This window comes from Rhodococcus sp. 008, from assembly GCF_001682295.1.
In the GTDB taxonomy this organism is placed as follows: Bacteria; Actinomycetota; Actinomycetes; order Mycobacteriales; family Mycobacteriaceae; genus Rhodococcus_F; species Rhodococcus_F qingshengii.
Genome location: NZ_CP012749.1, coordinates 2,187,549 through 2,201,521 on the forward strand (window position 1 = coordinate 2,187,549; position 13,973 = coordinate 2,201,521).

At 63.9% G+C, this 13,973-nt stretch carries 11 protein-coding genes; 9 read left to right on the top strand and 2 right to left on the bottom strand.

Annotated elements, in window-relative coordinates:
- The first annotated feature begins 101 nt into the window (after positions 1 to 101).
- Genes AOT96_RS10320 through AOT96_RS10340 form a run of 5 tightly spaced genes read left to right on the top strand, consistent with a single transcriptional unit; the run spans position 102 to position 8,488 of the window.
- Positions 102 to 674 carry an NUDIX hydrolase gene (locus tag AOT96_RS10320; RefSeq protein ID WP_030537486.1) on the top strand — a complete coding sequence of 191 codons (573 nt, stop codon included), beginning with the start codon at positions 102 to 104 and terminating at the stop codon, positions 672 to 674.
- Positions 671 to 3,025 carry a DUF6049 family protein gene (locus tag AOT96_RS10325; RefSeq protein ID WP_058037556.1) on the top strand — a complete coding sequence of 785 codons (2,355 nt, stop codon included), beginning with the start codon at positions 671 to 673 and terminating at the stop codon, positions 3,023 to 3,025. Before AOT96_RS10320 ends, AOT96_RS10325 begins: the two co-directional genes overlap by 4 nt.
- Positions 3,022 to 7,044 carry a lipid II flippase MurJ gene (locus tag AOT96_RS10330; protein WP_065351686.1) on the top strand — a complete coding sequence of 1,341 codons (4,023 nt, stop codon included), beginning with the start codon at positions 3,022 to 3,024 and terminating at the stop codon, positions 7,042 to 7,044. The genes AOT96_RS10325 and AOT96_RS10330 overlap by 4 nt, the downstream gene beginning before the upstream one ends.
- A gap of 47 nt (positions 7,045 to 7,091) precedes the next feature.
- A complete protein-coding gene (gene sigM, locus AOT96_RS10335) occupies positions 7,092 to 7,718 on the top strand; it encodes an RNA polymerase sigma factor SigM (RefSeq protein WP_074447119.1) in 627 nt (208 codons plus the stop codon).
- A gap of 53 nt (positions 7,719 to 7,771) precedes the next feature.
- Positions 7,772 to 8,488, top strand: a complete 717-nt coding sequence (locus tag AOT96_RS10340) for a hypothetical protein (RefSeq protein ID WP_058227427.1) — start codon at positions 7,772 to 7,774, stop codon at positions 8,486 to 8,488.
- Between the two features lie 9 nt (positions 8,489 to 8,497).
- Here AOT96_RS10340 and AOT96_RS10345 read toward each other — a convergent pair whose 3' ends face one another.
- Positions 8,498 to 9,064: a helix-turn-helix domain-containing protein gene (locus AOT96_RS10345; RefSeq protein WP_042920755.1), complete on the bottom strand. Its 567-nt coding sequence runs from the start codon at positions 9,062 to 9,064 to the stop codon at positions 8,498 to 8,500.
- 98 nt (positions 9,065 to 9,162) lie between these two features.
- Between AOT96_RS10345 and nox the strand changes: the two genes are divergently transcribed.
- The 4 genes from nox to AOT96_RS10365 all read left to right on the top strand — a co-directional run bounded on the left by nox (position 9,163) and on the right by AOT96_RS10365 (position 13,194).
- Positions 9,163 to 10,374 (top strand): 4,4'-dithiodibutanoate disulfide reductase, encoded by a 1,212-nt coding sequence (gene nox, locus AOT96_RS10350; protein WP_007729131.1) that lies wholly within the window; start codon positions 9,163 to 9,165, stop codon positions 10,372 to 10,374.
- 131 nt (positions 10,375 to 10,505) lie between these two features.
- Positions 10,506 to 11,513 (top strand): thioredoxin-disulfide reductase, encoded by a 1,008-nt coding sequence (gene trxB / locus AOT96_RS10355; RefSeq protein ID WP_003942521.1) that lies wholly within the window; start codon positions 10,506 to 10,508, stop codon positions 11,511 to 11,513.
- Between the two features lie 38 nt (positions 11,514 to 11,551).
- Positions 11,552 to 11,875, top strand: coding sequence for a thioredoxin (gene trxA / locus AOT96_RS10360; RefSeq protein WP_003942530.1), 324 nt, complete (start codon positions 11,552 to 11,554; stop codon positions 11,873 to 11,875).
- A 128-nt stretch (positions 11,876 to 12,003) separates the two neighbouring features.
- Entirely contained in the window at positions 12,004 to 13,194 is a 1,191-nt protein-coding gene (locus AOT96_RS10365) for an N-acetylmuramoyl-L-alanine amidase (RefSeq protein ID WP_003942558.1), read from the top strand.
- Positions 13,195 to 13,214: 20 nt separating this feature from the next.
- Here the strand turns inward: AOT96_RS10365 and AOT96_RS10370 are convergent, their stop codons facing one another.
- Positions 13,215 to 13,898, bottom strand: a complete 684-nt coding sequence (locus AOT96_RS10370) for a hypothetical protein (RefSeq protein WP_007729135.1) — start codon at positions 13,896 to 13,898, stop codon at positions 13,215 to 13,217.
- Between the last annotated feature and the right edge of the window lie 75 nt (positions 13,899 to 13,973).

The window sequence follows — 13,973 nt, forward strand, 5'->3', positions numbered from 1 at the left end:
CTTACTTAAGGTGCGCAAATAGCAGAACGCGCATACGAACGCGATAGACCGCTTTGCGCGGGTTACCGGGCAACGCTGCAACGCCAACTAGTATCGATGAGGTGTCTGGTGCCGAACGAACAAACAGGAGTCGCCGCAACCCGCGGCGTCGACCTGCCGTCGGCAACCCCGATAAACCTTTGATGCGAACCGTCCGTGAAACTTCTGCGGGCGGCTTGGTCGTCGACGGCTGGGGCGGACCTCCCGAACGCCTCTGCGCTGCACTGATCGGCCGAACCGACCGCCGCGGACGCCTGCTCTGGTCGCTACCCAAGGGCCATATCGAGCAGGGTGAGACCGCCGAGCAGACCGCGATGCGTGAGGTCGAAGAAGAAACCGGTATCCAGGGAACCGTCCTGGCACCGCTGGGCAGCATCGACTACTGGTTCGTGACCGAAGGTCGACGCGTCCACAAGACCGTGCACCACTATCTCCTCCGCTTTCTCGGCGGTGAACTCTCCGACGAGGACATCGAGGTCACCGAAGTCGCTTGGGTGCCGCTGACGGAATTGCACTCGCGCCTCGCATACGCCGACGAGCGCAAACTCGCAGAACTCGCGTCCCAGATGATCGCCGAGATGCCGCGAACGGAAATACGGCAAGAACAGCGCCCGAAGGAACCGGACGCCGGATGAGAATGGCTCTGCGGCGGGCCGGTGTGGCCGCTCTGGTGATGGCCGCTGTCGGTTTCGGGCCTGCAACGACGGCCGTCGCATGGGCAGCGCCGTCCAGCCAGCCCAGTGAGCGCGCCCCGGCGCGAAACACCAACGATGCCAAATTTCTGCAGCTGACCATCGACTCCACCGCACCGACCACGGTGACGACCACCAGCGACCGCAACGTCGTGGTCAAGGGGACGGTGAAGAACGTCGGTGACCGTCCCGTCGAGGACGTCGGAGTGAGGCTGCAACGCGCTCCCGCGATCGACTCCAGTTCGGACGTGCGCGCAGCACTCGACTTCGACCAGGCCGTTTTCGACACGGTCGGCGAATTCGACACCGTTGCCACCACCCTCGACACCGGCCAGTCCAAGCAGTTCACGCTCACCTTGCCGTTGCGGAGCACTACCGGGTTGTCTCTCGACATCACCGAACCGGGCGTCTACCCGATGCTCGTCAACGTGAACGGCACCCCGGAATACGGCGGTGCCGCCCGACTCGACGACGCACGCTTCCTGCTCCCCGTCCTCGGTGTGCCGGCCGCAGCCGAATCGAACGCCACAGCCGGAACCCCCAGTTCGTCCGCCACGGCGGTCGTTCCCCCCGACACGTCCGCCCCGATCGGCGTCACGCTCATGTGGCCGCTGGCCGACGCGCCACGACTCGTCGGCGGAATCCCCGGCGCGGTCAACGAGCCCGTACGCCTGATCGACGACGAACTTGCCACCGAACTTTCCGACGGCGGCCGTCTGGACGCGTTGGTCGATGCGGTGGAGAACGCCACCAAGCCCGAGAGCGATACCGATCGACGCGTCACGGATGCGCTCTGCCTGGCAATCGACCCCGACCTTCTGATCACCGTCGAGAACATGACTCGCGGATACCTCGTGGCCGACAACTCGTCCGACCCCACCGGGCCGTCGCACGAAGGCCGCGGCAGCGACGCCGCCAACCAGTGGCTCGGCCGGGTGAAGACCCTCGCGTCCTCGATGTGCACGACGGCGGTTCCGTTCGCGCAGTCCGATCTCGCCGCGGTCACCTCGGTGGCCAATCCGGAGTTGACGGCTACCGCGCTCACACGGCCGGCGGACATCGTCGACAACATCCTCGGCGTGACCTCACTGCGAGATTTCGTCTGGCCGGATTCGGGTGTCCTCGACTCGGCCACCGCAGAGGTGCTGAGCGTGAATCCCACCACAGCGATGGTGGCTGACACTTCCGTCGACTCGGCAGCTCCGCAGCTGTCGTCGCGGATAACCGGCTCACTCGACGCGCTTGCCTTCGACACCTCGGCGGCAGCGGCGCTGGCCGCCACCGGCTCGGAGCCGCAGGTCCCGTCGTACATCCCCGACGACACCGCGCCGACCATCGACATCGAATCGCGCAGCGCCCGACGTCAGGACGCGCTGGGGGCGATGGCCTGGGCCGCGCTGACGCCGACGTCGCTGCCGCGCAATCAGATCTTCGCGCCGCCGCAACTGTGGACCGCCGACAGCAACGACGCCACGGCGGTGCTCTCGATGCTCGCGACCCTCATCCGGTCCGGGCTCGCCTCACCTCAGGCCCTGCCGGCACTGCTCGGCAGGCAACCGGGCGCGACGGACGCCGCCACTCTCGACTACCCGGACCGGGCTACCCAGGACGGTCCGCAAACGTCCGTCGTCGAGACCGCAACCACCCAACTTCCGCGTATCGACGGGCTCGAAGCTTCGCTCGTGGACGATCCGGCGGCTTCGCTCACCCCCCGGGGATTCACGGCGCCGCTCCGCGAAGATCTGCTCCGCTCGATGACCCTGGCCGATCGCCGCAACGTCGACTCCGCTTCGGTCAATCGGGCGGAGCGCGCTGCGACCATCCGCGCCGACAACGTCACCGAAGCCGTCGACGGGATGTACCGGGCCGTCAGTGTGGTGTCTCCGGGCGGCGTCTACACCCTCGCGTCGGGGCAGAGTCCGCTCCTGCTGGTGGCGCGCAACGAGCTGCCCATCGCCATCAACGTCGACCTGCGTGTGGAAGCCCCACCCGAGATGCAGATCAGTGACATCGGTCCCAAACAGCTTCCGCCGCGAGGTAGCCGACAGTTGACTGTGCCCGCGGAAATGAACGATTCTCGCAAGCTGGAAGTCAACTTCTCGCTGACCACGACAGATGGCCGCCAATTGGGTACGCCGACCAGCGTGACCGTACGGTCGAATGCGTACGGTCGTCCCCTGGCCGCCGTGACGGCGACAGCGGGAGGGTTGCTGCTGTTCCTGGCAGGGCGACGGCTGTGGCATCGATTCAAGGGTCAGCCGGACCCAGCAGATGAAGGGTACGAACGCTCATGACCGGGAATCCACCCGAGGAGGGTCGCCGCTCGGCGATCACCCGCAAGAGTGCCACGACCCGCTCGCATCCTCGGATGCCACCGTGGGAGCGCGGTTACCCGATCCAGCCGGTCAACCCGGACGCACGTTTCGACGACGCACCCACCATGACCATCCCGGTGATCCGCGACTACCCCCGGTACCGCGAAGCCGAGATGGAATTCGCCGACCGGCAGACGACCACGTCGGACGAGTTCGACACCGACGCCCATGTCCAGGTCGGGGAACGCAAGGAGACGAACTCTCGACTCCTCGCGGCAACGGGTTCCATCGCGATCGCGACGCTGACGAGCCGTATCACGGGATTCGCCAAGCAGTTGATGATCCTGATGGTCCTCGGTCCGGCCATCGCCAGCTCGTTCACCGTCGCCAGCCAGATTCCGAACATGATCGCGGAACTGGTTCTCGGCGCCGTGCTGACCGCCATCGTCGTCCCCGTGCTGGTTCGCGCCGAGCGAGAGGACGCCGATCACGGCGAAGCGTTTGTCCGACGCCTCTTCACGGCGTCGCTCGTTCTACTCGGCATGGCCGCGCTGCTCGCGACCCTGGCAGCACCCGTACTCACCAAATACGTCTTCCTGTCCGAAGACGGCAAGGTCAGCACCGACCTGACCACGGCGCTGTCTTATCTGCTTCTGCCGGCGATCCTGTTCTACGGGCTGTCGGCGCTGTTCACAGCGTTTCTGAACACCAGACAGATCTTCAAGCCCGGAGCCTGGGCTCCCGTACTCAACAATGTCGTCGTCCTCGTGGTGCTCGTGGTCTATCGCCTGACTCCGGGTGAGATCTCGCTTGATCCGGTCTCGATGGGCGATGCAAAGCTGCTCACCCTCGGCATCGGCATCACCATCGGCGTCATCGTGCAGGCAGCCAGCCTGATCCCCGCGCTTCGCCGCGAGAAGATCTCGCTCAAGCCGCTGTGGGGTCTCGACGACCGCCTGCGCCAGTTCGGCGGCATGGCCGTCGCCATCGTCTTGTACGTCCTGATCAGCCAGATGGGCATGATCTTCGCGACCAAGATTTCCTCACATGCCGACGAAGCCGGCCCTGCCATCTACAGCCAGGCCTGGTTGCTCCTGCAACTCCCGTACGGCGTGCTCGGAGTGACGGTTCTGACGGCGATCATGCCGCGCCTGAGCCGCAACGCTGCTGCCGACGACACCCCGGCCGTCGTGGACGATCTTTCGGTCGCAACGCGTCTGACCATGATCACGCTGGTTCCGATCATCATGTTCCTGACCTTCATGGGTCCGCAGGTCGGTGAAGCGCTCTACGGTTACGGCCGCTTCGGACCCGAACAGGCCGAACGACTCGGCACCGCCGTGAGCTGGTCGGCATTCACGTTGATTCCGTACGCGCTGGTCCTGATCCAACTTCGAGTGTTCTACGCCCGCGAACAAGCCTGGACGCCGACGTGGATCGTTCTCGGCATCACTGCAGTGAAAATCGCTTTCTCGGCGCTCGCTCCGGTCATCGCATCCAACAGCGATCAGGTCGTGATCCTGCTCGGTGCGGCCAACGGTCTCGGATACATCACCGGCGCCGTCATCGGCGGGTATCTCCTGCACCGCAGCCTCGGAAACCTGCAGATGGCCAACGTGGGCAAGACAGTCTGGTCCGTCGTACTCGCCTCGCTGGCCGGTTCGCTGACCATGCTCGCGGTCGACCGCGTCCTCGGATTCGATCAACTCACCGAGCGTTTCGGCGGACCCGGCTCGATGGTTCGCGTCGCCGTCGGCGGCATCCTGATGCTCGCGATCACCTTCACAATTCTCTACTTCAAGAAGGTTCCGGAAGTCCTGTCGGTAACGGTTGCGGTCTCCCGCAAGATTCGTTCACTGACAGGTCGCGCCGAACCGGACACACGTAACAACACCGACGACGACGTCACCGAGCTGATTCCTGCAATCAGAACGGAATCAAACGAGCAAGAACGACCGGGTGCGCTCCCGTACCCTGGTCATGGGCGTACAGGATCGCAACCCGCGCGTATTCGGGGACGGGCTATCGATGGAGAAGGAGCGAGGGTGAGCGACGACAACGTTTCCGGCAACAAGAGTGCCGGGACTTCTGCCGTGAAAGCGTCCGAACAGAAGTCAACGGCATCGTCGGGCACACCTGCATCCACGAGTTCCTCCGCATCTGCCGGCCAGAAGCCACAGCAGGGTCAGAAGCCACAGCAGCCCGCACAGCGACCGCAGCAGGGCCAAAGCCCGCAGGGTCAGAAGCCGCAGCCGCCGGTGCAGAAGGCCGCTCCGCCGGTACCTCCGGTCAGTGTGTCCAAGACACCTTCGGCGCCCGTGTCGAAGACACCTTCAGCACCTGTCTCGAAGACACCCGCGCCGAAGACGCCTGCTCCGGACAAGAAGGCACCCGAATCTCAGAAGACGGCTGCCGCTCAGACACCACCGCCCGCTGCACCTCGCACACCTTCCGCCGGATCCGCATCACGACCGGCCCAGCGACCGATGCCACGTGGACCCAAGCTCATCCCGGGCGCATCTGTCGCCGGCGGACGCTACCGTCTGCTCGCGCCGCACGGCGGAACCCGCGGACTGCAGTTCTGGGAAGCTCTCGACGTCAAGCTCGACCGTGAAGTAGCCCTGACGTTCGTCGACGCCGATCAGCGCGGTGACGACGACAGCCAGTCCGGACCGCAGGCAGTTCTCTCACGCACTCTGCGCCTGGGACGAATCAACTCGCCCGGTCTGGCTCGCGTCCTCGACGTCGTCCGCGGAAGCTCGGGCGGCATCGTCGTCGCCGAATGGACTCCCGGCCGCTCGCTGCGTGAGATGGCCGAGACGACGCCGTCGCCGATCGGTGCAGCCCGCGCCATCCGCGCCCTCGCGGCGGCTGCCGAAGCTGCTCACCGCACCGGCGGTGCGCTGTCCATCGATCACCCGGACCGCGTTCGCATCAGCATCAACGGTGACGCCGTACTGGCGTTCCCGGCGACGCTTGCCGACGCCGATTCCACCAGCGACGTCCGCGGTCTCGGCGCCATGCTGTACTCGCTCATCACGGCGCGCTGGCCGCTCGCCGATCCGTCCGCCGGTCCCGTCGGTGGTTTGCTTCCCGCCGGTCGCGGCGCCGACGGGAACATCGTCGAGCCTCGGGTCGTCCGTCCGGAGGTTCCGTTCGACATCTCGGCCGTTGCAGTTCGAGCGTTGCAGTCGGAGAGTGGAATCCGCACTGCTGCCACCGTGCAGCACATCCTCGATCAGGCGTCCGTCGTCAACGACAAGACGGAAATGATTCCGGCACTTCGTCTCGGCCACCGCGAACAGGGTGCGTCGGGTCATGCACTGAACGACCCCGAAGCCATCGAGGCCGAGAAGAAGAAGTCGACGCGGATGCTCGCGGCACTGACGGCGCTCGGTGTCTTCACCGTGATCGTCCTGATTCTCCTTGTGGTGTGGGTAGCGAGCTTCCTCTCGGGTGGCAGTAACGACACCCCGCTCAGCGAGCAGAGTTTCGGACTGACCACCGAAGCCACTGCGCCCGAGAACAATTCACCGGCGCCCGCACCGGCGGCAGCAACCGTTCCGGTAGCTTCCTCGGCCGTAACGGTGTTCTCACCCCAGGGAACGCCGGATCAGCCGGCAACAGCGAAGAACGCCATCGACGGCAATCCGGCCACCGCATGGTCGTCGGATTCGTACTTCCAGCCGTTCCCGTCGCTGAAGAACGGTGTCGGCCTGATGGTGACGCTTGCCGATGCCGCCAACCTGAAGAACGTTGCGATCACGTCTGATTCGCCGGGAACCGTCGTTGAAATCCGTTCTGCCCCTTCTGCGAATACTTCGCTGGATCAGACCAAGGAAATCGGATCGGGTGTCCTGAAGAACGGCGTGACCGACATTCCAGTCACGTCGGACGGCTCGGGTCAGTATGTCCTGGTTTGGATTACGCAGCTCAGCACCGAATCCGGACAAAACCAGACATCCATCTCGGAGATTGCATTCACTGCCGCAAAGTGATCGCCCTTGGCCCTTCTGAAACCTACCGACTGGGCTAATATCCGCCCGTGCACAGTTATCGGGGGGGCACCGGGGGCGGAGCCGGAAAATTCGAATCCAGAAGTTTCGAGAACAAGAATCTCGAGGCGACGGATTTCGAATTGTTGACTGCTCATGTCGAGGGCGATCGGCATGCGTTCCGTGAACTACTGACCAGGCATCAGGATCATCTATGGCACGTTGCCCGGCGTACGAGCTACTCGGACGAGGACGCGGCCGACGCACTCCAGGAAGGCCTGCTCTCCGCGCACCGCAAGGCGGCGAAGTTTCGCGGTGACGCGGCGGTGCGCAGCTGGCTCCACACCATCGTGGTCAATGCCTGCCTCGACCGGATCCGACGCAACAAATCGCGGGCCGCGTTTTCTCTGTCTTCCGAGAATGCGGAGGAACCCCGCGATCACCGCGATTACGCGGCAGGAGTGGACATGAGCCTGACCGTCGAACAGGCACTGGCATCGCTGCCCCCTGAGCAGCGTGCTGCCGTCGTCGCCGTCGATGTCGAGGGGTATCCGGTGGCCGAGGCCGCCGAGAGGTTGGGAGTACCCGTAGGGACCGTGAAGAGTCGCTGCGCCCGCGCGCGCAAGCGTCTCGCCGCCCAGTTGGAGGACTTTCGCGAAGGCGGGAACCATTCGTGAACCGGCCGCGTCCTATCTTGTAAGGGTCCGCACCGACTGCCGAGGGAGGGTTCATGACAGATCCGTCTGTTCGCGTTCCGTCGCCTCCGTTTTCGGAAGACCTACTCGCAGATCTTCACGCCGGGGTTCTCGATTCCGAAACCAGTGCGGCTCTGTGGCCGGTGGTACACGCAGACCCTGACGCCCATGCATTTGTCACCGCCCTTGACGGCGTCACGGCATCACTCGCGACACTGAACTCGAGCAAGGCCACTCACGAACGGATTCCGAATTCGCTTGCCGAGCGAATCAATTCGGCACTGGATCTACAGTCAGAACAGCTGGAGCCGCCAGCTGAGGCAGCTGTCGTGCCGTTCCGGCGGCGCCCACAAGCGTGGGTTCTCGGTGCCGCAGCAGCCGTGTTGGTAGCCTTCGTGATCGTTGTTGTCGGAACCCGAGATTCCGAACCTGCCGAAAGTGTTGTCGCTCAACCGAGCACACCGGCGACGTCTGCTGTCGACGATCCGGATTCGGCGTCTCTGCTCCCACTCGTCGGATCCAAAAACCTTGGACCACTGGATGATCCATCCAAACTTGCCGGATGCCTACGCGCCAACGGCATCGACGAGGGCCGGCCTTTGCTCGGTTCCGGCGAGATTCGCATCGACGGGGCGCCGGCGATAGTCCTACTCTTCACGGGATCGCAGCCGCGTCAGATCACTGCACTGACTGTCGGCATCAACTGCAGCGACGGGAATCCGAATACGTTGTCGGTCAAGAACATCGGCTGACGTCGACGGTCAGCGCGGCGATGCCGCCGGGAGTAAGAGTTCGAGGATTCTCCCACGCAATGCGTCCGTATCATCCTCGACCGCTATCAGACTCGAAAACATCGCTGCCCCGGCCGCCAATACCAGCACAGCCTTGGCATCGAGCAGTGCCGATTCAGGATCTTCGGCGTTCTGAAGGAATAGTTGCGTACTCGGTCCACTGAACCCGCGCCATAATTCGTTGCGCAGGTCGTCGTGGTCGCGCAGGGCCGCCAGCAATCCTGGCGACGCGGCGCGAACCTCGGGACGGGAGAAGAGCTGAGCACTTCCCTCCACCACCCAACGGATCCAGCCGTCGCGATCGGTGCCCTCGAACGGTGTCAGGTCCGGTGTCGCCCCCAGGATCGACCCGAGAACAAGATGTGCCTTCGACGGCCATCGCCGCGACATCGAGGCTCGGCTGACCCCTGCCCGTGCCGCGATCGCCCGGAGACTGAGTTGATCCCAACCGACCTCGAGGAGCATCGCTCGGGTGACCTCGAGGACTGTGTCGTCGATGCGTGGGTCTCGTGGGCGACCTGATCCTGTGGCATTCATCGTGTCGAATTGTCGGACAGATTGGGAGTAGGCGCTATATCGTCGTAGTTACGAGTCCACTGGCATCGTAAAGATCAGGCCGCCGCAGGAAGTTGAAAATGACCACAGCGCCCACACCGTCGATATTCGAACCCGCACGTCTCGGCCCTCTGACCTTGCGCAACCGCATCGTCAAAGCTGCAACGTTCGAAGGCGTCATGCCCCGGGGAGCGGTCTCGGACGATCTGATCAACTTCCACGCCGAGGTGGCCCGCGGCGGGGCCGCGATGACCACTGTCGCCTACTGCGCCGTCTCACCAGGTGGACGAGTCCACCGCGACACCCTTGTCATGGACGAGCGCGCGCTGCCGGGACTACGCAGACTGACCGACGCCGTCCACGCCGAAGGCGCACTTGCTGCGGCGCAGATCGGCCACGCGGGACTGGTCGCCAACACGCTCTCCAACAAGACGAAGACTCTGGCGCCGTCGACCCGGCTGAGTCCGCCCGCGATGGGCCTCGTCAAGGGCGCGACACTCGCCGAACTCGACGGTGTCGTCTCCGACTTCGAACGGACCGCTCGCGTCGCCGTGGACGCAGGATTCGACGCCATCGAGGTCCATCTCGGCCACAACTACCTCCTCAGTTCGTTCATGAGCCCCAATCTGAACAAGCGCCACGATCGATACGGTGGCAGCGTCGCCAAGCGCGCCGAGTATCCGCGTCGAGTCGTCGAAGCGGTGCGACGCGCCGCTGGATCCAGCGTGGCGGTCACCGCGAAATTCAACATGTCCGATGGGGTGCCGAAAGGTCTGTGGCTCGACCAGAGCCTGCCGATCGCCCAGATCCTCGAAGCCGACGGCCATCTGGACGCGATGCAATTGACCGGTGGCAGTTCACTTCTCAACGGAATGTACTTCTTCCGCGGTGAGGTCCCACTGGCTGAGTTTGTCGCCTCCCAACCCAAACTCGTCGGGTACGGGCTGAAGTTCTACGGTCCCAAACTCTTTCCGACGTACCCGTTCGAGGAGGGCTTCTTCCTGCCCTTCGCCCGTCAGTTCCGACAGGCGCTGAGGATGCCACTGATCCTGCTCGGCGGCATCAACCGCGTCGACACCATCGAGCACGCACTGGATGAAGGATTCGAATTCGTCGCCATGGCGCGTGCGCTCCTCAGGGACCCACAACTGGTCAACAAATTCCAAGCCGAGAGCGTCGACGAGGGGTTGTGTATCCACTGCAACAAGTGCATGCCCACCATCTACACCGGCACGCGCTGTGTGGTTCGGGACGCGCTTGTGGTTCGGGAGGCACCGCGCCCCGCCCCGTGAGTCCCGCGCTGTGAGCTGCCGGCTGTGAGCCACTTTCCAGCGGAGTGCGGGAACAACACCCCTTATCCTGGTGTTGATCGGTACGGCTCTCCAAGAAGCGGAGGGTCTGCACTCACTATTGGAAGGCTCGCATGACCACCCAGCTGGAAAACACGCCCGCGGTCCATGACGTCATCATTGTCGGTTCCGGACCGGCCGGATACACCGCTGGTGTCTACACCGCGCGCGCTGAGCTCCAGCCCCTGCTGTTCGAGGGAACCCAGTTCGGTGGCGCCCTCATGACCACCACCGAGGTCGAGAACTTCCCCGGATTCCGCGAAGGAATCATGGGCCCCGACCTGATGGAACAGATGCGTGAGCAGGCACTTCGCTTCGATACCGACATCCGCACCGAGGACGTCGAAGAGATCGATCTCAGCGGCCCGATCAAGACGGTCGTCGCGAACGGCGAAACGTACGCCGCGCACGCGATCATCCTCGCCATGGGCGCGGCAGCCCGTTACCTCGGCATTCCCGGTGAAGAACGCCTCCTCGGCCGCGGTGTCAGCGCCTGCGCCACCTGCGACGGCTTCTTCTTCCGTGACCAGGACATCGTCGTGGTCGGCGGCGGCGACTCCGCGATGGAAGAGGCAACCTTCCTGACCCGCTTCGCTCGCTCGGTCACCCTGGTGCACCGCCGCGAGGAATTCCGCGCCTCACGGATCATGCTCGAGCGCGCCAAGGCCAACGAGAAGATCCGCTTCCTGACCAACGCGGAGCCCGTCGAGGTCCTCGGCGAGAACAGCGTCACCGGGCTCGTCGTTCGTGACACCGTCACGGGTGAGACCTCCACACTCGAGATCACCGGCATGTTCGTCGCCATCGGCCACGACCCGCGCAGTGAGCTCGTCAAGGGCCAGGTCGATCTCGACGACGCCGGATACGTGCGCGTCGCTCCCGGTTCCACCGCGACCTCCGTCGACGGCGTCTTCGCTGCCGGTGACCTGGTCGATCACACGTACCGTCAGGCGATCACCGCTGCCGGCACCGGATGCTCCGCAGCAATCGACGCCGAACGCTGGCTGGCCGACCGCGGCGACATCACCGCCAACACGCTCGACGCAGCCGGCCACACGGTCGACGTCGTCGGCGCTCCCTGATTCACCAAGCTGTCGAACCCAACCCTCGAGGAGTAACAGTGTCGAATACCGTCACCATCACCGACGATTCCTTCAAGCAGGACGTCCTGGGCAGCGACAAGCCCGTTCTGGTCGATTTCTGGGCAACCTGGTGCGGCCCGTGCAAGATGGTCGCCCCGGTACTCGAGGAGATCGCCGGCGAGAACAGCGAGAAGCTGACCGTCGCAAAGCTCGACATCGACGCCAACCCGGCGGCCGCCCGCGATTTCCAGGTCATGTCGATCCCGACGATGATCCTGTTCAAGGACGGCAAGCCGATCAAGACGATCGTCGGCGCCAAGGGCAAGGCCGCACTGCTCAAGGACCTCGCAGACGTTCTCTGACGGCTGGATGAGCATCGTGGATTCTCGCAATCCACAGAATTTCTGAGATAATCGATCGATGTGCCTGATCGGGTCTACGACCAGGCACATCGATCGAATTCGTTAACCGATCCGAGAGGCTTTCACGCATGCACAGACTCCGACACGGCGATCACGGCCCGGCCGTCGCCGAGATTCGGGGCACATTGACGAAGCTGGGATACCTCCATCACGGAACTTCCGGTATTCGACGTGAAAGCGCCGACGGTGCCCACTGGGTTGCACCCGACGCCATCTTCGATCATCAACTCGACAGCGCCGTTCGCGCCTTCCAGCAGCAGCGTGGGCTCCTTGTCGACGGCATCGTGGGCCCGGCCACCTATCGGTCACTTCGCGAGGCCTCGTACCGCCTGGGCGCCCGTACGTTGATTTACCAGCTTTCTGCGCCGCTGTACGGCGACGACGTCGCAGCTCTGCAGGCCAAATTGCAGGACCTCGGCTTCTACGCAGGTCGGGTCGACGGTTTCTTCGGCCCGCAGACCCACGAATCTCTCTCGTCTTTCCAGCGTGAAATCGGGATTGCCGCCGACGGTATCTGCGGACCGCAGACACTCCGTTCGCTGGAACTTCTGGGAACCCGCGTCACCGGTGGTTCCCCACATGCGATCAGCGAAGAGGAACTGGTGCGGCGCAAGGGCCCGCAACTGGGCGGCAAGCGCATCGTCATCGATCCAGGCCTCGGTGGTCCGTCCACCGGCACTATCGTCAACGGCATCTCCGAAGCCGACATCCTGTGGGATCTGGCTATGCGCCTCGAGGGGCGGATGGCAGCAACCGGGATGGAAACCTTCCTCTCCCGCCCGCACAACGCCGATCCGAGCGAGGCCGAGCGCGCGCTGACGTCCAACGCATTCGACGCCGATCTGATGATCTCCCTGCGCTGCGACAGCAACTCGAGCCCGTCGGCGAACGGCGTCGCGAGCTTCCACTTCGGAAATTCGCACGGTTCGGTCTCGATGATCGGGCAGGTGTTGACCGGTTTCGTTCAGCGCGAGATCGTTGCGCGAACTCCGTTGCGGGACTGCAGAACTCACGGTCGAACGTGGGAGTTGTTGCGCCTGACCAACATGCCGACGGTACAGATCGATCTCGGCTACCTGTCCAACGCGTCCGACGTTGCGGTACTGACGAATCCGCGGATGCGTGACACCATCGCCGAAGCCATCTTGATCTCGGTCAAGCGGCTGTACCTGCTGGGTCAAGACGATCAGCCGACCGGCACCTTCACCTTCGCCGAGCTTCTCGCAGAAGAACTTTCGGTAGCCGACCGCATTTCGTAGATCCTGCGGTCGGCACCTGCTCACACTCTGGCGAGTTCGCTGATCTCCACCATTTCGAGAGCTGCGGCCTTCAATAGACGGTCGAGGGCTTCTTCGACGTCGACTTTCCATTCGTGATCTCGATTGAGTTCGAGACGAAGGCGCGGATAACGATGGTGCGGTGCCACGACCTCGAAACCGTAATCCTCGAGGAACTCGGCACTGATCATGCATTCCGCGGGTGAACATTCCAGAGCAGCCGTTGCACTGGCCACGTCGGAAGCAGGTCCCAAGTCGTCGCTACGGATACCGAATGCCTCGAGCGCACGAACTCCTCGTCGGACCAGATCTGTCACGACAGCGGCCAGCAGGCTCGGCCCTAGTTCTTCCTCTATGCCCGAGGGCTCGAGGCGAAGGCTTGTGAGAAGCACTGCGTCCGAGCTGACCGGGCTGGTGGGAAACAGTTGCGCGCGCGGGATCATGCGGGGAGGGGCGTACAACGCACTGCCGAGCGGCTTTCCGTCGCGGACGGCGACCTGTCCGCACGAACCCCACTCGAGCATGACCATCGACAGCCAGGCTTCCTTCTCGAATTCCTGATCACAGAATCCTCGGGCGTCATGAAGCGCGCCCGGGTCCATCTCCCAGAACACGCATCGGCGCGCATGGGCGGAAAGCTGATCGAGGCTGTCGAGTGTGAGAGAGGTGATGACGTGAGTCGACACTGACTAACTCACTCTCCGTAGGTCCCCGAAGCGGTTTTGATGTTCGCCCGCCGCTTTTTTCTTCTCCAGGATAGG

Coding starts and splice junctions, on each gene's coding strand:
- AOT96_RS10365 (WP_003942558.1), top strand. CDS start 12,004: ATGCACAGACTCCGACACGGCGATCACGGCCCGGCCGTCGCCGAGATT.
- AOT96_RS10325 (WP_058037556.1), top strand. CDS start 671: ATGAGAATGGCTCTGCGGCGGGCCGGTGTGGCCGCTCTGGTGATGGCC.
- AOT96_RS10340 (WP_058227427.1), top strand. CDS start 7,772: ATGACAGATCCGTCTGTTCGCGTTCCGTCGCCTCCGTTTTCGGAAGAC.
- nox (WP_007729131.1), top strand. CDS start 9,163: ATGACCACAGCGCCCACACCGTCGATATTCGAACCCGCACGTCTCGGC.
- AOT96_RS10345 (WP_042920755.1), bottom strand. CDS start 9,064: ATGAATGCCACAGGATCAGGTCGCCCACGAGACCCACGCATCGACGAC.
- trxB (WP_003942521.1), top strand. CDS start 10,506: ATGACCACCCAGCTGGAAAACACGCCCGCGGTCCATGACGTCATCATT.
- AOT96_RS10330 (WP_065351686.1), top strand. CDS start 3,022: ATGACCGGGAATCCACCCGAGGAGGGTCGCCGCTCGGCGATCACCCGC.